Source organism: Sulfitobacter sp. EhC04 (assembly GCF_001650875.1).
Taxonomy (GTDB): Bacteria; Pseudomonadota; Alphaproteobacteria; order Rhodobacterales; family Rhodobacteraceae; genus Sulfitobacter.
Window position 1 is genome coordinate 138,794 of record NZ_LXYI01000023.1, and the last position, 20,517, is coordinate 159,310.

The 20,517-nt window shown below is 54.5% G+C and carries 20 protein-coding genes; 16 read left to right on the top strand and 4 right to left on the bottom strand.

Annotated elements, in window-relative coordinates:
• Positions 1 to 8 precede the first annotated feature (8 nt).
• A complete protein-coding gene (locus A8B82_RS11390; protein ID WP_067292285.1) occupies positions 9 to 1,199 on the top strand; it encodes an acyl-CoA dehydrogenase family protein in 1,191 nt (396 codons plus the stop codon).
• 12 nt (positions 1,200 to 1,211) lie between these two features.
• On the top strand, positions 1,212 to 2,303 hold the full coding sequence (locus A8B82_RS11395; protein ID WP_067292287.1) for an acyl-CoA dehydrogenase family protein: 1,092 nt from the start codon (positions 1,212 to 1,214) through the stop codon (positions 2,301 to 2,303).
• 82 nt (positions 2,304 to 2,385) lie between these two features.
• On the opposite strand, the gene A8B82_RS11400 is transcribed toward A8B82_RS11395, so the two are convergent.
• The 3 genes from A8B82_RS11400 to A8B82_RS11410 form a co-directional block, all read right to left on the bottom strand.
• A complete protein-coding gene (locus tag A8B82_RS11400; protein ID WP_067292290.1) occupies positions 2,386 to 2,919 on the bottom strand; it encodes a winged helix-turn-helix transcriptional regulator in 534 nt (177 codons plus the stop codon).
• 211 nt (positions 2,920 to 3,130) lie between these two features.
• Positions 3,131 to 4,966, bottom strand: coding sequence for an AMP-binding protein (locus A8B82_RS11405; protein ID WP_067292293.1), 1,836 nt, complete (start codon positions 4,964 to 4,966; stop codon positions 3,131 to 3,133).
• 504 nt (positions 4,967 to 5,470) lie between these two features.
• Positions 5,471 to 5,794, bottom strand: coding sequence for a 2Fe-2S iron-sulfur cluster-binding protein (locus A8B82_RS11410; RefSeq protein WP_067292296.1), 324 nt, complete (start codon positions 5,792 to 5,794; stop codon positions 5,471 to 5,473).
• Positions 5,795 to 6,385: 591 nt separating this feature from the next.
• On the opposite strand from A8B82_RS11410, the gene A8B82_RS11415 reads away from it, so the two are divergent.
• The 10 genes from A8B82_RS11415 to A8B82_RS11460 all read left to right on the top strand — a co-directional run bounded on the left by A8B82_RS11415 (position 6,386) and on the right by A8B82_RS11460 (position 16,036).
• A complete protein-coding gene (locus A8B82_RS11415; RefSeq protein WP_067292530.1) occupies positions 6,386 to 7,627 on the top strand; it encodes a cytochrome P450 in 1,242 nt (413 codons plus the stop codon).
• A gap of 171 nt (positions 7,628 to 7,798) precedes the next feature.
• Entirely contained in the window at positions 7,799 to 8,965 is a 1,167-nt protein-coding gene (locus tag A8B82_RS11420) for an ABC transporter substrate-binding protein (RefSeq protein WP_082899263.1), read from the top strand.
• A gap of 131 nt (positions 8,966 to 9,096) precedes the next feature.
• The gene (locus A8B82_RS11425; RefSeq protein ID WP_067292298.1) at positions 9,097 to 9,969 is read left to right on the top strand and encodes a branched-chain amino acid ABC transporter permease; all 873 of its coding nucleotides are present in this window, start codon (positions 9,097 to 9,099) and stop codon (positions 9,967 to 9,969) included.
• A gap of 13 nt (positions 9,970 to 9,982) precedes the next feature.
• Entirely contained in the window at positions 9,983 to 10,996 is a 1,014-nt protein-coding gene (locus tag A8B82_RS11430; RefSeq protein ID WP_067292536.1) for a branched-chain amino acid ABC transporter permease, read from the top strand.
• Positions 10,986 to 11,759: an ABC transporter ATP-binding protein gene (locus tag A8B82_RS11435; RefSeq protein ID WP_067292301.1), complete on the top strand. Its 774-nt coding sequence runs from the start codon at positions 10,986 to 10,988 to the stop codon at positions 11,757 to 11,759. The genes A8B82_RS11430 and A8B82_RS11435 overlap by 11 nt, the downstream gene beginning before the upstream one ends.
• Positions 11,756 to 12,463 (top strand): ABC transporter ATP-binding protein, encoded by a 708-nt coding sequence (locus A8B82_RS11440; protein ID WP_067292303.1) that lies wholly within the window; start codon positions 11,756 to 11,758, stop codon positions 12,461 to 12,463. Before A8B82_RS11435 ends, A8B82_RS11440 begins: the two co-directional genes overlap by 4 nt.
• A 118-nt stretch (positions 12,464 to 12,581) precedes the next feature.
• Positions 12,582 to 13,298: a dienelactone hydrolase family protein gene (locus A8B82_RS11445; RefSeq protein WP_067292305.1), complete on the top strand. Its 717-nt coding sequence runs from the start codon at positions 12,582 to 12,584 to the stop codon at positions 13,296 to 13,298.
• A 306-nt stretch (positions 13,299 to 13,604) separates the two neighbouring features.
• Positions 13,605 to 14,636 (top strand): cupin domain-containing protein, encoded by a 1,032-nt coding sequence (locus tag A8B82_RS11450; RefSeq protein WP_067292308.1) that lies wholly within the window; start codon positions 13,605 to 13,607, stop codon positions 14,634 to 14,636.
• A 29-nt stretch (positions 14,637 to 14,665) separates the two neighbouring features.
• The gene (locus A8B82_RS11455) at positions 14,666 to 15,541 is read left to right on the top strand and encodes a fumarylacetoacetate hydrolase family protein (protein WP_067292311.1); all 876 of its coding nucleotides are present in this window, start codon (positions 14,666 to 14,668) and stop codon (positions 15,539 to 15,541) included.
• A 33-nt stretch (positions 15,542 to 15,574) separates the two neighbouring features.
• Positions 15,575 to 16,036 (top strand): MarR family winged helix-turn-helix transcriptional regulator, encoded by a 462-nt coding sequence (locus A8B82_RS11460; RefSeq protein WP_067292313.1) that lies wholly within the window; start codon positions 15,575 to 15,577, stop codon positions 16,034 to 16,036.
• 344 nt (positions 16,037 to 16,380) lie between these two features.
• On the opposite strand, the gene A8B82_RS11465 is transcribed toward A8B82_RS11460, so the two are convergent.
• The gene (locus A8B82_RS11465; RefSeq protein ID WP_067292315.1) at positions 16,381 to 17,283 is read right to left on the bottom strand and encodes a LysR family transcriptional regulator; all 903 of its coding nucleotides are present in this window, start codon (positions 17,281 to 17,283) and stop codon (positions 16,381 to 16,383) included.
• A 175-nt stretch (positions 17,284 to 17,458) separates the two neighbouring features.
• Here A8B82_RS11465 and dctP point away from each other — a divergent pair, with 175 nt between their 5' ends.
• Genes dctP through A8B82_RS11485 form a run of 4 tightly spaced genes read left to right on the top strand, consistent with a single transcriptional unit; the run spans position 17,459 to position 20,513 of the window.
• Entirely contained in the window at positions 17,459 to 18,436 is a 978-nt protein-coding gene (gene dctP, locus A8B82_RS11470; protein ID WP_067292318.1) for a TRAP transporter substrate-binding protein DctP, read from the top strand.
• A complete protein-coding gene (locus A8B82_RS11475; protein ID WP_067292321.1) occupies positions 18,433 to 18,930 on the top strand; it encodes a TRAP transporter small permease in 498 nt (165 codons plus the stop codon). The genes dctP and A8B82_RS11475 overlap by 4 nt, the downstream gene beginning before the upstream one ends.
• A 1-nt stretch (position 18,931) precedes the next feature.
• Positions 18,932 to 20,245, top strand: a complete 1,314-nt coding sequence (locus tag A8B82_RS11480; protein WP_067292324.1) for a TRAP transporter large permease — start codon at positions 18,932 to 18,934, stop codon at positions 20,243 to 20,245.
• Between the two features lie 13 nt (positions 20,246 to 20,258).
• A complete protein-coding gene (locus tag A8B82_RS11485; protein WP_067292326.1) occupies positions 20,259 to 20,513 on the top strand; it encodes an FAD-linked oxidase C-terminal domain-containing protein in 255 nt (84 codons plus the stop codon).
• Positions 20,514 to 20,517: the final 4 nt, after the last annotated feature.

The following is a 20,517-nucleotide window of genomic DNA, read 5'->3' on the forward strand; positions in this document are numbered from 1 at the left end:
CACTGCTCATGGATTTGTCATATACCCCAGAAGAGACGCAGTTCCGCGATGAGGTCCGCGCGTTTCTGGATGAAGCTTTGCCACAGCGTCTGTCTGACAAGGTGCGCGATGGCTCGACGCTCTCCAAGGCAGAGGTCGAGGAATGGCAAGCGATCCTTTCGGCAAGAGGCTGGCTTGCTACCCATTGGCCCAGGGAATACGGCGGAACCGGCTGGAATGTCGTCGAGCGGTTTATCTTTGACGTCGAGAGTTCGCGTGCAAACGCGCCTTCGATCATTCCCTTTGGCCTTAGCATGTTGGCACCGGTTCTGATCAAGTTCGGCAGCGATGCGCAAAAAGAGCGCTGGCTGCCGCGCATGCTGGATGGGGAAGACTGGTGGTGTCAGGGCTATTCCGAACCGGGTGCGGGGTCTGATCTGGCCAATGTCCGGACAACGGCCGTCCGTGACGGCGATCATTACGTTGTCAACGGGCAAAAGACCTGGACGACCATGGCGCAGCACGCGAACATGATCTTCTGTCTGGTGCGCACCGATTCCAGCGGAAAACCGCAGGAAGGCATCTCTTTTCTGTTGGTGGACATGACCAGCCCCGGCGTTGAGGTCCGTCCCATTATCACCCTTGATGGCGATCACGAGGTGAACGAGGTGTTCTTTAAGGACGTGCGTGTACCGGTGGAAAACCTGGTGGGCGAAGAAGGGCTAGGGTGGACGTATGCAAAGTACCTTCTGACCTACGAACGCACCACAATGGCGGGCATCGGTGCTTCGCGGGCCGCGCTGGAGCGTTTGCGCGAGATTGCGCAGGCCGAGCAAAGCGACGGCAAGCCCCTGATCGAAGACTTGCTTTTTGCTATGCGGGTTGCGCGTGCCGATATTGCCCTGAAGAATCTTGAAACCACAACGATGCGCGTGGTTGCTGCAACCGCGCAGGGTGGATCGACCGGCGCGCAAAGCTCGATCCTGAAAATCAAGGGAACGGAGCTGCGCCAGGAAATCAGTGCCCTGACCCGGCGGGCCGTTGGTGCCTATGCACAGCCGTTCCTGCCCGAACGGGAAGGCGCCAATGAAGCGCCGGTCGGTCCGGACTATGCGGTCGCGGCGACGCCGACCTATCTCAATCTTCGAAAACTGTCGATTTACGGCGGATCGAACGAAATTCAGAAAAATATCATGACGAAGGCCATTCTCGGTCTTTGAGGGAGAAATACCATGGATTTTACCCTTAGCGAGGACCAGCAATCGCTGGTCGATGTGCTCGCACGGTTTTCCCGCGAACGCTACGGGATCGCAAAGCGCACCGCTGCCGCAGGGGCCGAGTCAGGACATGACGTGGCGACCTGGGCACAGCTTGCCGAGCTTGGCGTCATCGGCATGCTTTTTTCCTCCGAGGTTGGCGGTTATGGCGGCAACGCCTTTGACATCATGGCGGTGTTCGAGACGCTTGGTCATGGGCTGGTCGGGGAACCGGTTCTGCCCGCGCTTCTGGCCGGTACGGTTCTCGCTGCGGCAGGATCGGACGCGCTGGATAGGCTGATCGACGGCTCGGACATCGCGGTGTCGGCATTCTACGAACCCACGTCACGCTACGATCTGGATCGGGTGGCGACGACGGCGACGGAGCAATCGCAAGACTGGAAGATCGACGGTGCCAAAGCTGTCGTGCATCATGCCGAGGCGGCGCAGACCCTCATCGTCACTGCCAGAGAGGCGAATGGCACGGTCTCGGTATTTGCCGTTCCCGCAGCGGCATCCGGGGTGACAATGCGCGGCTATGTGACCAATGACGGCATTCGCGCCGCAGAGGTCAAGCTGGAGGGCGTCATCGTGCCAAAAGCGGCTAAACTGGGCGGCGTGGCGCTTGCCCGCGATGCCGTGGACGCAGGTACACTCGCAATCTGTGCCGAGGCGCTTGGGCTGATGACATGGCTCAAAGACGCGACGCTGGAATATCTGCGCACCCGCATCCAGTTCGGAAAACCCATCGGTAACAATCAGGTGCTTCAGCACCGCATGGCCGATATCGTGGTCGAGATGGAGCAGGCCCGGTCTGCTGTCATCAATGCCGCCGCTGCGATGGACGGTCCCGCAGACGCGCGCGCATTGGCATTATCGGCAGCCAAATACACCATCGGCACAACGGCAACGATGGTGGCCGAAGAGGCGATCCAGATGCATGGCGGCATTGGCATGACCGAGGAACTGGGCCTGTCTCACTTCGCCAAACGGGCGCTGATGATCGACCACCAGTTTGGCGATTCCGACCACCACCTGCGCCGATACATAACGCTGTCCGCAGCGTGACTCTGCGAGAGGTACTTGATGTATTCTCGTTACCGCGGATGGCTGACTCAAACGACGGGCGTGGCACCCGGTGCTGACGGCTTCAGGACCGGTGGCTCGCGCGCGTTTTCTTGGCTGGCTTGTCAGTGGAGATTGGAGAAAGCCCCATTGGCATATGAACGGCGCTTTCGGCACCTTTGCCCGGAATGACCCGAACATCTCGGGCCGCTACTTCTTCTCCACATTCTGAACAGGTCATGACCGGATCAAAGGTATGTCCGCAGGCCATGTGCTGATGTTCCAATGGGCGCCCCTTGCCATTCGTCATATGCTCGTCGCCCCAATGAACGATCGACATAACGATCGGGTACAGGTCGAGCCCTTTTTGCGTCAGCCGATATTCATACCGCGTTGGGTTCTGTTGATAGGCAACCTTCGTCAGAACAAAATGTTCGACAAGTTTCTTAAGCCTATCGGTCAGAATAGGCCGCCCGATCCCAAGTCTGCGCTGAAAATCGTCGAACCGGCGCACCCTGAGAAAACAATCTCGGATGATCATCAAAGTCCAGCGATCACCGACAACCGAAAGTGTCCTGGAAAAGGAACAAGGTTGTTCGCCTAACTCACTCCATTGCATGGGCGGATACTTCCTTTGCTTATGTGTCAGTACCGAATTGGAACGAATATCTGCAACTGTCAAGTTGTAGGGTTGTCCCGCGACGCCAATTTCCGTCGAGTTGGCGGATATTTCGTCTACATTTTACGCATGTTCAGTACTTTGGCAAGTTCAGGCCCTCACTGTGAAATACTTTCATGCTCCTGACGTCCAGGTGGCGGTGTCAATATTTTCAGCGCGGTAGAACGGTAACGTCATCGCTCAGAGGCACATCATAAAGCTTTGCGACCTGATCGGCACGCCGTGCCAGCACACCGCGCTGATTGATATAACCCTTGTCGTTGATCTCGCCCTCTCCCAGGGAGGGCGGTTCGGTCAGAATGGAAAATGCGGCGATGCGGTGCGTTGCGGCATTGTTGGATGCGTTGTGGATGATTAAACGCTCGGCGATTTTCTGACGCAGCGCGTCCAATGACTGCGGTGATCCATCGGGCAAGGCCTGCGGCGCTGGCCAGACCATGATCCGAACGTCGTCATGGTCAATGCCTGCCAGTACCAGATCCGTGATCAGGCCCTTACAGGCTTGCTGAACTGCAAGTCGCAGCTCTCCTGTCGCGACCCAAGAACCGTTTGTGAGTTTGAAATTTTCGCTCAGGCGGCCGGCGTATTTGAGGCCGTCTGCAGGATTGATGGGATCCATGAACTGCACCAGATCGCCGGTGAGGTAAAAGCCCTGTGCGTCAAAGGCCTCGGCAGTGAGATCCGCGCGGCCGTAGTACCCCGGAGTGACGTTAGATCCGCGAACGCGCAGTTCGAACCGGTCGCCGAAGGGCACCAGCTTGACCTCGCAATCCACAACTGGAAGTCCGATCGCGCCCTGACCTTGTGAGGCCCAGTGCGTTGTCAGAATGCCGGGCCCTGTTTCCGTTGTCCCAAGTGCAGAACCGAAATGCACTGGTTCTCCCAAGGTCTTGATCGACAGGTCCGTGATCCGCTCAAAGACGTCCTGGGGCAGGCTGGCACCCGCATAGGTGAGGCGGGTCATCCGGCTGAAGAACGCTTCATTGAGCGCATCATCTTCCTCAAGGGCTTTGGCCAGAAAATTATAGGCGGCCGGGACGCTAAGCAGGCTTGTGGGGCGCACGTCACGGATGTTTTCCAGGGTGCGGGCTATCAGCTCTGGCGTGGGCCGGCCATCGTCGATGTAGAAGGTGCCGCCCGCTTCCAACGTCCCGTGCAAGACCGCATTGCCGCCCATTGTGTGATGCCACGGCATCCAGTCCAGAACGATTGGGACCTCGACGGGGTTCCGAACGAGATCAACCGAATTGCGCACGGAACTACAGAGCATACCTTGTGTGTTGATCACGCCTTTCGGGTCGCCCGTGGACCCGGAAGTAAACAGGATTTTGGCGATGGTATCCGGGGTGACCGCATCCCGACGGCGCTGTACCTCCGCTCCCGCGGCAAGGTCGTACCAGTCCGAAAGTGCCAGCGAATTCGGTCCGCCGGCTGCGGTCAGCCATTTGGCCTGCGCAACAAGACCCAAGGTTTCGACGTTGCGACAGGACGCTTCGGTCTGTGCAAAAATCCACTGTGGCTCCAGAAGTTCCATGATCTTTTCAAGCCGGGGGCGTGCCTCGGCCAATGCGGAATAAGCAGGCGACACAGGGGCGACGGGGACGCCGATCAACATGCCCGCCAAAGTGACCAAGCCATGCTCGATGGACGCCGGTGACAAAATGACCAAGGCGCGGTCGCCTGTGATACCCGCGTTCACCAGCCCTTGGGCAATCCCCTGAACCCGAGCCCATGCCGCTGCGTAGGTAATGGTTTCCCAGCTTCGATCCGGCGTGCGACTTGCCAGAAAGATCTGATCTGGCCGGGCTTTGGCCCAATGCTCAAGGTAATCAACAATGTTTCCCTTGACGTCGGAAATCGACTGGCAGGAGTAGAGATGAATTGTGCCATCGTGAGAGTAACGCACCATGACCTCCTGGGGTGCATAGTCCGGGGTCAATGAAGCCCTGCCTGCACGGATTTTCTTGCTTTCAGTAAGTGTATCCATCGTCAGCCCCCCAAAGCCTATCCCTGCCCCTGTCTAGCACAAGTAGAATTTTTTGGAACTCACTTTTCGGGATTTTGCAACTTTATTGACCTACAATATAGCATTCATTGTCGCAGGGGTGTGAAGCGCTCATCTTTCGAGTTCTGTAATAGAATTTAATGGCAAAGCTCTAGGCGTACCAGGCCTGATCCAGAAACCTGTCATACCGCTACTGAGCCGCGCGAGGAAATGAGCTAAAATCATGTACCTTCTAAATTCTTCCTGAAGCCGAAAGGGGGGTGAAGCAGGCCTGACGACATGGAGTAAAGACCGGCGCCCGCAGCCGTAGCGCGTGCCGGTAACTAAAATGCCGGGGAGATTGCCAAATGGGCATTGAACTCAGGGGCATGTTGCCTTCGTTGTGACGATCAACAGGCAGCAATTCGGAACTTTCGTCACTGCCTGGTTTTCAAAGGCATTTCAGGCGGCAGGCCGCCCTCGATTACCAATCTCGGAAATCTGGGTTTAGTACTGGGTGCTTGGGATATGCACCACTATGTCGTCAAGCTCTTCTGTCAATTTGATTTGGCAACTCAAGCGGCTGTTCTCTTGGACACCTGCCGCGAATTCGAGCATGCCGATCTCACCGTCAGACTTTGCAGGGGTTTTTGATAACCAAGTCGGGTCGATGAAAACGTGGCATGTGGCGCAAGCAAGGGCCCCTCCGCATTCGGCTTCGATGCCGGGCACCATATTGGACACGGCAGCTTCCATTAACGTCAGACCGGGCGACACCGTTACAGTGTGTTTCTCACCGTCAGCCGTCATAAAGTTTGCGGTCACAGTCATTGGTTCCTCCGGGTTTGTAGTTTTGACGTGTTTCTGTTTCCCGCGCGAGTACGCGGCAGATCGGCCGAACAATTGAGAGCCATGCAAGCTTCGTTGCTTGGCCAACAAAATTTCTCATCTTCAAGTCCGCCGACCCGATACAAGGGTTCAGCAACGCAAAGAAGAAAGCATGCTTATTAAAGAGTCTTCGTCCATTATTTATCGGGTGTCAAGTCTCGCAGGTCGAAATCCAATCCAGATGTGGAGCGTAATTTGAGCGAAACGCACCGTCTAAACCGAGTAAAGCAGGTAAAAAAGAGGATCAAAGGGCTCATATTTTCGGCTGCATTTGAACTCAGCGTCACGCTCTTGGGAAGCCCGAGAGTCTTCACTTCAGCAATCGCCGTCACTGCTAACGTGATGTTCTGGGTAGGAATCCAATGCGCGCCGATGCTTCGTGTCCAGTAAAAAAAGAGCCTGGGGCGTGTAGAGGTGGTTCATATGCTACCGGAGGCCGGGAGGACTACATTGACAGCATGCTGATTAAATGTGATCATTTGATGAAGGCCAACGATTCGTAGCTATTGGCCAGATGGGGGGAGAGTTATGTCAATGGCTGGCACTGGTATTTCACTGGGAGGGCCGGAGCAGGCGAAATCGTTTGATCTGTTTTCGGTCCCGTCCGATTACTTCAAGAACCCGGCACCCTATTTCCGCCTCTTGCGTGATCACGACCCCGTTCACATGAACTCAGACGGCAGCGTTCTGCTTACTCAATACCAGGACACCAAGCAAGTTTGGCGAGATCTCAGCGGATTGGTCGATAAGAGCGAGATGTTTCGGAAGAAGTTCGGCGAAGGGCCGCTTCTCGAACATCATACGACCACGATGCTTTTTAGGGACCCTCCCGATCACGATCGGATGAGGGCAGTGGTAAATCCGTTCTTCACACAGGCTTCCATTGCGTCGCTATCTGGCTTTGTGAAGGATACCGTTGACGGCCTGTTGGGTGATGTGGCCGACCTGGGCGAGTTCGATTTTGTTAAGGACTTCGCTTTCCGGCTTCCAATTGCGGTGATTTGCCATCTGTTTGGCGTTCCGCAGTCAGATGCGCTGAAACTGCAGGATATGGGACGCAAGATCCTGATGGCGCTGAACCCTGCGGTCAGCGACGAGATGATTGCCGAAGGCCATCAGGCTACAAAAGACTTCATGGAATACCTCGTGCCCTATGTCGAAGCGGCGAAGAGCGAACAGGACATCGACCCCACCAAGGATCTGATCCGGTCCATGGTGTCGGCTCAGAGAAACGGCGGACAGATATCTGACGCCGAGATGTACCACATGTGCATTCTGGTTTTGAATGGCGGCCACGAAACAACGACGAACCTCATTGCCCAGTCGGTGAACGCAACACTCGATAACGCTGATCTTCTGGCGCAGATCCGCGGCGATGACTTTGATATTCCTACCGCTGTTGAAGAGTTTTCGAGGTATGTTTCTCCTCTTCAGTTGCAAGGACGTCGCACAACACGCGAGATCGTGCTGGCGAGTGGGAACGGAGTGATACCTGCCGGGGTAGAGGTGGTGCTTTGCCAGGCCTCTGCGAACAGGGATGACCGGGTCTTCGAAGATCCTGATTCACTGCGTTTGGACCGCAAGCCCAACTCTCACGTCTCGTTCGGAGCCGGCGTGCATGTTTGCCTTGGTCGACCTCTTGCCAGACTCGAGGCGTCTGTCGCCATTCCCGCTTTCTTGCGCCGTTTCAAGAAAATTGAACGCAATGGACCAGTCGAGTTCGCAGAGAGTGTGAGGTTTCGGGTTATGAAATCGCTGCCGGTGCGGGTGTCTTAACGCACCTTCCGTCAGCACCAAGGAGGTTCGTTTACGCCGACGTCACAGGCATGCGCGAAGTGGTTGTTACGTGGGGGATCGGAGTCCGGAACGTGGCTCTGATGGAGACAAGACAGTTGTGTGCGCATTTGCGGCGCTGTCTGCAAAACAAAAATCATGGGAGGAATTGCAATGAAACTGACTACATCCGCTGCGGCGATTGCACTGCTTTTTGCAGTGACTGGGGCCACCGCCGATACCGTAAAAATCGGCTTTATCTCGACGATGTCGGGTCCCCTGGGAGGGACCGGCAATGAAGCTTCTGACGGATTTAAGCTCTTTCTGGACCAGAATGATGGGAAGATGGGCGGCGCAGAAGTTGAAATGCATTGGGAAGACGATCAGGCAAAGCCTGATGTCAGTCGCCAAGCCGCAGACAAGCTGATCTCGGAAGATGTGGATATCTTTACGGGCATCATTTTCTCGAATGTGCTGCTTTCGTCGATCAAGCCAATTCTGGATTCCGGAGCGTTTTACATCAGCAACAACGCGGCACCTTCGCAAATTGCAGGCAAATTGTGCGACCAGAATTTCTTTGCGGTATCCCACCAAAACGACCAGCTTTATGAAGGTCTGGGCGTCTACATGCAGGAAATGAATTTCGATAACGTCTACCTGATGGCGCCAAACTACCCGGCTGGCAAGGATATGATGGCGGGCTTCAAGCGCCACTTCCAAGGCAAGATCGCCGGAGAAGTGTACACTGCATTTGGTCAGCTGGATTATTCTGCCGAGATCGCTCAGGTTCGGGCAGCAGCGCCGTCTACGGTTGTCTTCTTTTATCCTGGCGGAATGGGCATCAATTTCGTCAAGCAGTATCAGCAATCGGGACTGATGGGTGAGATACCTGTGTACACTGGATCGCATGGGATTGATCAAAGCATTCTACCTGCTGTGGGAGACGCTGCGATTGGCGTTAATTCGGGCGCAATCTGGAGCGAGTTTGGTGACAATGAAGCCAACCGGGTTTTCGTCGAAGGGTTTGAAAAGGCCTACGGACGCATCCCTTCCCCATATGCTGCGATGGCCTATGATACAGCGCGGGTTATTGACGCGGCCCTGACCGAGGTTGGCGGTTCAATCGAAGATCGGGACGCATTTCGTACTGCGCTAGAAACCATGGATTTCTCTTCGATCCGCGGCAACTTCAAGTTCAACACGAACCATATGCCGATCATGGATTACTATATGACGGTCGTTGAGAAAGACGCCCAAGGCCGTTTGGTCAATGCGCTGAAATCGAAAGTCGCGAGCGATCTGGAAGACGGCTATGTGAGCGAATGCAAGATCTCAGGCTGATCTGTCACGTTCAAGCCGGGAGGCGTGATCAGTCTCCCGGTTTTTGCCGCTGAACAGAGACAACGTATGGCAAAGATCGCCAATTATGCCGGTCAACTACGCGGCTTTGCTTTTGCTCAAGAGGGAACAGCATGACGACAGGACTATTCGTAGAGCAGTCACTAAACGGGCTTCAGCTTGGAGTGATGCTGTTTCTTGTGACTGCGGGTTTGACCCTAGTCTTCGGGATAATGGACTTCATCAATCTGGCCCACGGATCGCTCTTTATGTTCGGGGCATTTCTGGCCGCTACGTTCGTCAAAATCACCGGCATATTCTGGTTGGCTCTGATCCTTGCCGTCTTGGCGACCGGGCTGATCGGGTTCGTTATGGAGTTCCTTGTTCTTCGACGCTTTTACCACCGAAGTCACCTTGATCAGGTATTGCTGACATTTGGATTTATTCTGGTTTTCAACGATATCACGCGGATAATCTGGGGATCAATCCCACTGCCGATGCCCTTGCCGGAGATCTTGTCGATGCCGGTCCAGATCATGCCGGGGGTCATGTATCCGTCTTTCCGGATTGCAATTCTGGTGCTTGGATTAATCGTGGCACTGTGCCTGTTCCTTATTATCGAGCGTACGCGTTTGGGAATGTGGATTAGGGCCGGTGCCAGTGACAGGCAGATGACCTCGGCGCTGGGAGTCAATGTCGGCTTGGTGTTCACGCTCGTTTTTGCCGCAGGAGCTGCACTTGCCGCCCTTGCGGGGATCATGTCGGGGCCGATCAGCGCCGTTCAGATCGGTATGGGCGAGCCGATATTGATCTTGGCGCTGGTTGTTACGGTTATTGGCGGGATCGGGTCGGTAAAAGGTGCGCTGATCGCTGCCATTATGATCGGCATGGTTGATACATTCGGGCGCGTGATGTTCCCGCCTGCGATCAGCAGCATTCTTATCTATCTTCTGATGGTCTTGATACTCGCCTTTAGGCCCAGAGGGCTATTCCCCGCAAATGTCTGAAGGTGCAAACAGCATGACCTTAAGCTCAGTACGACAACTGGTTGTTCCGAACTGGCCCGTTCTACTTATCTTTGTATTGCTTGCGCTGGCCCCGGTCTGGTCGATGTACGGCGGTTCTGATTTTACCATTCGCCTGCTAACACGCGCGCTTATTCTTGCCCTCGCGGCGGTCGGGTTGAACTTTGTTCTTGGCTTTGGCGGGCTGGTCAGCCTGATGCACGCTTCCTTTTTCGGGGTAGGGGCGTACACGGTTGCCATACTGGCCCATCACGATTTCAACGGTGATACCCTGTTCGGATTGCCGGGCACTTCGAACTTGCTGGTTTCCGGGCCCGCCGCAGTTTTTCTGGCGCTTGTCTTTGCTGTTGCCACAGGGGCCCTCGTGCTGAGAACCAAGGGCGCATACTTCATTATGATGACTTTGGCGCTCAACCAGATGCTGTTTTTCTTCATGATTGCGCTGCAGCAATACGGTGGCGAGGACGGGATGCAAATCTACCTGCCGCTTCATCTGTCAGGGTATGAATTTGGCAGCGACAGCGCAATCTACTATACAGTCCTGATCGTTCTGGCCTTTTTTGTTTTTCTCCTTTCAAGGTTGGTGTGCAGCCGGTTTGGAAATGTGATCAGGGCGTCCTCTGAAAATGAGGAAAGGCTGACGGCTATCGGCATCTCTCCATTTCATTACAAGCTTGTCGCATTCACTATTTCGGGGGCGGTCACGGCGGTCGCCGGTGTGCTTTGGGCAATTTCACAGGAATATGTAAGCCCTGCGGACCTGTCGTGGATCCGGTCTGCCGATCTGGTTGTTATCGCAGTGCTCGGCGGTCTCGTCCGCGTCTGGGGGCCGCTCGTAGGTGCTTTGGTCTTTGTCCTGGCGGAATATTTTCTGTCCGACATCACGGTATATTGGCAGCTTGTTTTTGGCTTGGGAATTATCGCCGTCGTTGTTCTGTTTCCTGGTGGCATGTTGAGCGTTTGGGCAACGATCCGGAAAATCAACTGGGGGCGGGCACATGACGCTTAACGAAAAGATCGAAAAAGAACCGGTCCTGCGCCTGGCCGGACTTACGAAACGTTTTGGTGGGATTATCGCGACGGATCACCTTGATTTTGATGTGCGCGCCGGTGAAATTCATGGGCTGATCGGGCCGAACGGTGCGGGCAAATCCACTTTGGTTGCTCAGATCCAGGGAAACCTTCGGCCGGATGAAGGCTCGATAATCTTTGAAGGGCGCGACATCACTGTCGAAGCACCGCATCGGCGCGCCAAGCTGGGCGTTGCAAGGTCGTTTCAGATCACCTCGGTTTTCATGGGTTTTACCATGCTCGCGAATGTGATGATGGCAGTCCAGGCGCAGGCAGGACACAGCATGTGGTTCTGGAAAAACACGTCAATGGATTCCAGTCTGATTGACCCAGCAATGGAACTGCTCGAACTGGTCGGACTTACCCGATCAGCGCAAGCACTTGCACAGAATGTGTCCTACGGTGAGAGGCGGCAGCTTGAGCTGGCAATGGCTCTTGCGATGAAGCCCAAGTTGCTTCTTCTTGACGAGCCGATGGCCGGAATGGGGCGGCAGGACGGTGGTCGTATGATCAGTCTGCTTGAAACGCTGAAAGGCCGGTATTCCATACTCTTGGTCGAACACGATATGGACGCTGTCTTCACGCTTTCCGATAGGATCAGCGTGCTTGTCGCGGGGCGGTGCATCGCAACGGGGTCTCCCGAGAAAATCAAATCGGATGCCGGGGTTCGGGATGCTTATCTGGGGCATAAATCGACATGAGTGCATTTTTCGAAATCAAGAATCTTGAAGCCGGGTATGGCAACAGCAAGGTGCTTTTTGATGTTTCCCTCAAGATTGCCGAAGGCGAATTCGTTACCCTGATGGGGCGCAACGGCATGGGAAAATCGACGACCATTCGTTCAATCATGGGTATCCTCAAGCCGACTGCCGGAGAGATATATCATGACGGCACCCGCATTGACGGGCTTGCATCGCACAAGATCGCTAAGCGCGGAATAGGGTTTGTTCCTGAAGGCCGACACATATTTCCCAATCTGTCTGTTCGTGAAAACCTTTTGATGGCCCAAATCAAACGGGGTTCCGCGAATGAGTGGGATGTTGACAGCGTCTTTGACTTTTTCCCTCGGCTGGCCGAGCGGATGTCGAACGGAGGCGACCAACTCTCTGGCGGCGAACAACAGATGCTGGCGATCGGGAGAGCCTTGATGACCAACCCGTATTTGCTCATTCTCGATGAGGCGACCGAAGGTCTGGCCCCTATTATCCGGGACGAGATATGGGACCAGCTTGGCAAACTCAAAGCCATGGGTGTTTCCATCCTGATCGTAGACAAGGAGTTGGATGCGCTTTCAGAGTTGGCAGACCATCACTTTATCATAGAGAAGGGTGAAATTGTCTGGCAGGGGGACAATCAAGCGCTGATGTCGAACCCTGCAATTCATGAAAAGTTTCTCGGGGTCTAGAAAGCGTTGATCTGGTCCGCCCGACAGGTGGGCAGATGCATGATGCGATCCGGATCGCATGAGCCATCCCATTTCAGGGCTGCCGATAGATATGTGTAACTAAAAAGGAGGTTTCGCAATGATTGAGATTGAACTGCTGGTGTATAAGGTCGGTGACATGGAATTTGAGGGTCGGGTGATCCGTGATGCCGAAATAGCGGACCCGAGACCCGGCATCATGCTTGCGCATGCTTTCTTTGGCCTGGGCGCGCAGGAAATTGAACACGCAAAGCGGTTGGCGCAACTGGGCTACGTCGTTTTCGCCTGTGATTATTATGGCCGCGGACGGACACCTGAAACGTCGGATGACGCTTTCGCGCGGATGACCGAGATGAACGATGACCGTCCGGCGCTTGCGGCGCGGATGGCAACGGCGCTCGATACATTCAAGACACTTCCCTTTGTGAAGGCTGACAAGATTGCGGCGGTAGGGTTTTGTTTTGGCGGCAAGGCTGTGCTGGATCTGGCGCGTTCCGGAGCGGACTTTAAGGCTGCAATATCTCTGCATGGCGTCTACGACGCGCCCTCTGACGACAGGAACAAGATGAAGAGTGCAGTCCTTGTTCTGCACGGATGGAATGACCCCTTGGCGCCCCCTGATGCAGTGGTGGCATTGTCTCATGAACTTGAAGCGACCTGTGAGGATTGGCAGACCGTCATGTTTGGCGATACGAGTCACGCCTTTACGAACCCCGGCGCGAATGCCGCGGAAAACGGAATGCTGTTCAACAGTCGCGCGACAAAGCGGTCCTGGATGGTGATCGACGACTATCTTGAAGAGAAATTCAGCGATTGAGAGATCGCCGTTCGGGCGCGTTTCGTCACCGTATGTCTCCGCCTCAGAAACGGTCGCGCTCGTCCGGAACCTGATCCCGTGTGGCGAGTGGTTGCCGGTGCTCGAAAAACGAAAATAAGACTTATACGGATAAAATATGCGGCTGGAATGACTGTCTGGCCGCGCTTTTTCGGACGAGTTTTCACAATTTTATCCCTATTATAAAGGATATTGTGAAGATTCTCGAATATCTGGAAGTCTCTTGTGAATCATGGAAAATTCCTATATAGTGCGTATACGTCGTAAAGGGAATGTTAGGAGATACCGATGCTAAACCTTCCAACTGACTATTCTGAACAACTCGACGATTTGAATTTGCGCGCGCTTTGGGGGCCGCAGCTCAAGTCCTTGATGCCGGGCATTCGTCCGCAGCCGGGGACGCAAGGCGCCCACTGGAAGTATCGCGATGTCCGGCCTCAACTGCTGCGCGCGACCGAGTTGACGACCGCCGAGAACGCCGAGCGCAGAGTGCTTGCGCTGGTCAATCCGGGTTTCGGGGCGATGCCCGTTTCCGCGGCCACACCGACGATTTTCCTAGGATTGCAGATTATTCTTCCTGGTGAGTGGGCACCCAAGCATCGCCATTCGCCGACCGCAGCCCGGATCATTGTCGAAGGGGAGGGGGCCTACACCACCGTCGAGAACTCGAAGGTCAGGATGGTGGAGGGCGACGTCGTTCTTACTCCGACCTACCACTGGCATGAGCATGGCCATGAAGGCAAAGAGCCAATGGTGTGGCTGGATGTGCTGGACATTCCGATCACCGTTGCCGTCGGCGAAGCCGCGTTCGAACCCGGTGGCGGTGTCGTGACCGGCACAAACCAGAACGACAAGTCGGCGACAGTTTATACTTGCCCCGGCATCATTCCCTACCGATCCCCCTCGGAAAAACGGCCCGAGTATCCAATGTTCCGGTACGAATGGAAGCGGGTCCGTGCGGCGCTTGACACCGTCGCTGCCTACGCTGGCCGGGATGAGCCGATCCATATGATGTATGTGAACCCCGAAACAGGCGAAAATCTTTTGAAGCCCTTTGACTTCTCTGCGCGCCTGCTGCGTCCCGGCGAGACAGTAGAGCCCAAGATTACATCCGCGACATCCGCGCTTTTGGTGCAGGGTGGAAAGGGAGAGTCCGAAATTGACGGTAAGGTTTTTTCCTGGGAACAGCGGGATTCGCTCGCGGTTCCTTGTTTCAGCCGTGTCCGTCATACCAACACGTCTTCCTCGGCACCGGCCTACTTGCTGCAAGTTGACGATGCGCCGCTGATGCACAAGCTCGGCTATTATCAGGAGGTTTGAAACTTGGTTTTCACGGGAGGTAAATTGCGATGAAACTCTGTCATTTTGGTCCTGGTCGATTGGGCTTGGTTGACGGCAAGGTCGTCAAGGACGTATCGGCCGCTTTGGATGTTTTGCCAGCCCAGCGTTGGCCGTATTCATCGGGCGATCCCTTGATTGAACATCTCGATTTGCTGAGGCCGCGCGTTACGCAAGTTGCACCACAAAGCAAAGAGTATTTGATCGACGACGTCGATCTTTACAGCCCGATCACGTCGCCATCCAAGGTTATGGCGGTTCCGGCGAACTATCGGAAACATGTTGAAATCGACGTGATGACTGACAAGGGGGTCGACCAGGGAGTACACGCCAAGCAACTGCAAGGTGTGGACCGTCCGGTAGAAACCTATGGCGTGTTTCTGAAGGCGAATTCCTCTATCCACGGCGCATCCCAGGGCATAGTGCGGGCGTTGCCTGATCGTAGAACCGACCACGAAGCCGAGCTTTGCGTTGTAATCGGGCGGGAATGCAGGTCCGCGAGCCGCAAAGATGCCATGAGCTATGTCGCGGGCTACCTGATGGGGCTTGATATGACAGTTCGGGGCGCCGAGGATCGCAGCTATCGCAAGTCCGCTGATGGCTATACTGTCTTGGGGCCCTACTTTGTCACGGCTGACGAAGTCGAAGACCCGACCAAGATTGACATCTGGCTGAATGTGAACGGTGCCCCCAGGCAAAATTCGTCGGTCGGCGCAATGACCGTTGATATTCCGGATCTTATCGCCTTCGCATCGGCCTTTTATACTCTGAAGCCTGGTGACATTATCATGACAGGCACGCCGGAAGGGGTCGGGCCTGTTGAAAGCGGTGATGTCATCACGGTTGGGGGGTCTGGACTTGGCTCCATGGATGTGAAAATCAGCTAGATGCCATAGAGGTAGGCGGATTGTGTTGTTGTCATGACTGAAGAATTGAATGGCGAATTTCAAGACTTATGGGATATGCCCAGTTTTCTGTTCCGGGTTCTTGAAAACAAATCGAACGCGCTGTTTCAAAATTTGACGGTTGGGATAAATCTCACAACCAGACAATTCGGTGTCCTATTCATTCTTGCGAAGTACGGTTCGATTTCCCAGATTGAGCTCTCGGACCGCGTTTCCTCCGATAAAAGTACAGTCGGGGAGATGGTTGCACGAATGGTACAGCGACGGTTGCTGACCCGCACTCAGGGAGAAGATAAGCGCGCTGTCATGATCTCTATTACAGATGAGGGGCGAGAACTTGTAGCGCAGGTGTCGCCACTGGTATCGAGCATCCAGCGTACAGTTCTAGAGAACCTTCCTGAAGAATATCAGCCACTATTTGTTAAGTGTTTGAAGATATTGGCAGAATCTAATTTCGAGTCGTCCCCTCGTCAATGAGAGGCCCCATTGCAAAGCTGAAGCGTTTAGCGTTAATCCTGAATCGCCTAACACTTCCTAGAAATTATTAGTATTCACGCGTTGAGCGATTAAAGGCCGGACGCAGCAATGGAATAAACTGGCTTGCCAGCAAACCGCGTCTATTCTTGCGGACATCGGTGACCAGAGATGCATTCTTGTGGATATCAGAAATTTAAGCATGGATCGAGATTGCCCAGATGAAAAGAGATTTACCATTTTTGAGTTCTTTATAACCAATACGGCTATTTATTTGGACGTTCGTCACTATGGTCGGAACTATTCATGATCGTCATCCTGGATTGAGCCATCAACCCCCCCCTTACTCAAAAACGACTGATCGCGGTGATGATCTTGTCTTTCATCCAGGCGAGTCCGGGGTCGGCCACGAAGGCGTCGGCCCAGAACAAGCGGACGTCGATATCTGCCATCTCGAAGGGGAGCACGGCAAAGTCCAGTGCATGATGCTTGGCGAATGATAAGGCGATCCGGGATGGCACTGTAACGACCATATTTGTGTTCTCTATGGCGCTTGGAACGCTGGAGTAATGTGCGACCCGAAGCCCAACCTTTCGTTCAGGTAGTTTTTCGCGCATGAGTATTTCACTGGCGTTATGGTAGCTTGTCGGTGAAATCACTTCGACATGCGAACAGTTCAAATAGGTCTCAAGCGTAACGCCATTGGCCAAGTATTCGTTGTTGCGTGAGAACATGCAAACGTAAGATTCATCGAATAGATGGGCATTTGGATTGTTGCTGACGAGTGTCGGCAAATATCCAACGACGAAATCAATCTGGTTTGTTCGGAGCGCTTGCTCCAGATCAATTGTGTCCAGCGCTCGGGTCTCAATGACGATGTTGGGAGCTTCGTGATGCATGCATTGCAGAAGGGCGGGAATGAACTGCGTTTCGCCAATGTCTGACATGGCAATGCGCACCGTCCGATGCGACGATGCAGGATCAAATGTCCCGATGTTGGACATAGCGAGATCCAAGGTTTCGAGAGCGGGCATGACCTTCTCGTAGAAGCCTTTTGAAAACGAGGTCGGCACCATGCCGTCGCGACTTCGCACGAAGAGCGGATCGCCGGTTTGCTCGCGCGCTTGAGCCAGAAGATAGCTTGCAGCAGATTGCGATATTGAACAGCGCTGCGCCGCTATCGAAACGCTGCCTGTCTGATAAATCTGGCAGAATAATCGAAGCATGTGCAATCCGAGGTGGGCCTTCATCGCATGGCTCCTCTTACAGCGATAACTCCAGTTTTTCGATTTGTATCATGAGGCAAATCAATTGGCCAGATTTTGGTTTCTCTTCTAAGATCAAGTCATAGCAACAGGTCCATTGTTTTGGGGCTGGAGCAGTGCCCAGCACGTGCGGTTTGCTAAAATTGTCAGGGAGGACAAAATGAATACTAAAATTGCCAGGGTGGCTTTCACGTCGATCGTGCTCGCGCTGCCAACATTTCATGCTGCCACAGCGCAAGAGAAAACACTTCGTGCTGTAAGCGCTTTTCCCACAGGATCTACTTTTCAACTGCCTTTCAAGGAATTTATTGACGAAGTGAACGCAGCCGGCGATGGCTCACTTGCCATTACTTACGTTGGTGGCCCCGAGGCCATTCCCTCACTTGAAGTCGCGAATGCAGTATCTACAGGCGTGATCGACATCGCGCTTGTGCCGACCTCGTTCTACACCGCAGAACTGCCTGGTGCCGCGATGATCAAACTCGCTACGACGACCATGCCAGAGCAACGGCAAAACGGTTGTTTTGAGTTGCTGGATACCCTTCATCAGGACGGCATGAATACCAAGTACCTTGGCCGTACCGGCGACTACGTTCAATTCCACCTCTATCTTAATAAGAAGATTGAAGAACCAGACTTGAGTGGCCTCAACCTGCGAGTTGCCGCCACCTACCAGGCGCTGTTCGGTGAACTCGGGGCGAATATGGTCAATACACCTCCCGGTGACGTCTATTCGGCGCTGGAGCGTGGGACGGTCGATGGCTATGGCTGGCCTTCGCTCGGCATCTTTGACCTCGGTTGGGACGCCCATACCAAGTATCGCGTTGATCCAGGTTTTTACATCGTCGATCTGAACTTTCTGGTCAATGCCGACACATGGAGTGCACTGTCAGATGAGCAGAAAGCGCTGCTGGAAAGCAAGATGATCGACATCGAAAGCGTAGAACAGGGCAATGCCGAAATCGTCGAGAAGGAACTGGCGCGCCAAGCGGAAGCAGGCATCGAGACCATAGAGTTCCAAGGCGATGCGGGTAAAGTCTGGGAGACAACGGCAAGAGAGGCCGCAATCAAGGAGATTGCTGAAGCCGATCCCGAGGCTGTCGAAACCCTGCGTGGCTGTCTGATTCCGAACGAATGATGGGACTCAGCCGCTTTTTTGATGCGGTGTTGGTGGCATCTGCAGTCGTTGCAGGTGCCATCTTCGCGGCGATCACCTTGGCCGTGCCGGTTGATTCACTCGCGCGCAGCCTGTTTGCGAAGTCCCTGTTCGGAATCACCGATATGGTGGAATTCGGTCTCATGACTGCCGTTCTCTTGGCCGCCCCATGGGCACTTAGCACCGGAAGCCACGTGATGGTGGATCTCATAGTCTCGGCCACGACAGATCGCACGAAGCAAGCATTGCAACGCTTGACTAGCCTTATCGGGCTGGTCGTTTCGCTGATCATACTCTGGTATGCGACGGAAGCCATGGCATCTGCTTTTACGTCCGGGCGGATGGTCCGCAGAGTGCTGGTTTACCCGCAATTCTGGAACTTTGTGCCACTTAGCATCTGTTTTGCACTGATGTCGTGCGAGTTCTTCCGCCAGCTGGTTGCCGGACAACGCAAACGCCAAGGTTTGAGTATTTGATATGGAATGGGTCACAATCTTCTTGTTGATGTTTGGTAGCCTCGTTGTGCTACTTGCGATCGGCCTTCCTGTTGCATTTGCGTTTTTGACCGTCAACATCGTGGGTGCCTGGTTGGTGTTCGGCGGCGAGATGGGAATGATCCAGCTCGTTCGCAACTCGGTCAGTTCGCTGTCAAACTTCACTCTCGTTCCGATCCCGCTCTTTATCCTGATGGGCGCGATCATGTTTCATAGTGGGGTCGCCCAACGAGCGATCGCGGCGATTGATGTGGCCATCCACAAAGTTCCGGCACGTCTGCCTGTCGTGACGGTCGCGGCAGGGACGGTATTTGCCGCGCTTTCCGGGTCTTCGATTGCCAATACCGCACTGCTGGGAAACACGCTGCTTCCGGAGATGCTGCGGCGCGGTTACCATCCGACACTGGCAATGGGTCCGATCATGGCTTCGGGGGCCATTGCGATCCTGATCCCGCCGTCGGCGTTGGCTGTTCTTCTGGCAAGCCTTGCCAAAATCTCCGTCGCGCAACTACTGGTGGCCGGCATCATTCCCGCCTTGATCATGGCTGTCGGGTTCTTGTTCGTGATCTTTTATCAGGCGCTTCGGCACCCCGATCGGGTCCCGAACGACGCCCCGGTCGAAATGAGCATGCGCGAACGCTATCTGCCGTTGTTTCGTGACGTTCTGCCGCTCGGCCTGATTTTGCTCGCCGTTGTCGGAACCTTGCTCGCCGGGATCGCGACACCGACAGAGTCGGCAGCCTTCGGGTGTATTGCCGCCGCAGTAACCTGCGTTTTCTACCGCAGCTTTACCTTGGCGATGTTGACAAAGGCGCTGCGCGAGACCGTATCGCTTTCGGCCGTAATCCTGTTCATCGTCGCTGCCAGCCAGACCTTCAGCCAGATCCTGTCTTTTTCTGGCGCGACTCAGCAGATCGTCGGCTACGTCTCGGATCTGAACGCGGGTCCGATGATTGTCCTGCTTGGCATCATTCTCATGCTGCTTTTTCTGGGGTGTTTTGTAGATCAGATCAGCATGATGATGCTGACTATTCCGCTGGTGTTCCCGATTGCGGAAAGTGCGGGGATCAACCTGGTGGTATTGGGAACCACCTATCTTCTAACCATGGAAGTCGCCCTGCTAACGCCGCCCTTCGGCTTGCTTCTGTTCGTGATGAAGTCCACGGCACCAACGTATATCACGACTCCTGATGTCTACAGGGCTGTTCTTCCTTTCCTGACCGTCAAATTGGCTGTGCTCGCAATTGTCATTGCACTTCCCGGCCTGGTGCTTTGGCTTCCAAACTTGATAGGATAATGGAGACAGTGACGTGCATATTCTTGTCTGGATGGGCGCGTTGTCGTTCCAGAAAGACCGGATTGATGACCGGGTCCAAAAGTTCGTTCGAAAGTGGAAAGGGTCGGTTTCTGCCGAGATCGGTATCGGTCTCCAGAAGCGCAAGTTCCTGTCCTATTCGCGTTCTCCCGAGGAGCTTGGCGTCATGAAAACCGTCAGGCGAGCGCTCGGTCCAGACAACCCGATGAACCCCACGAAGATGTTCGAGCCCGAACAGCCGGGTCAATAACAAC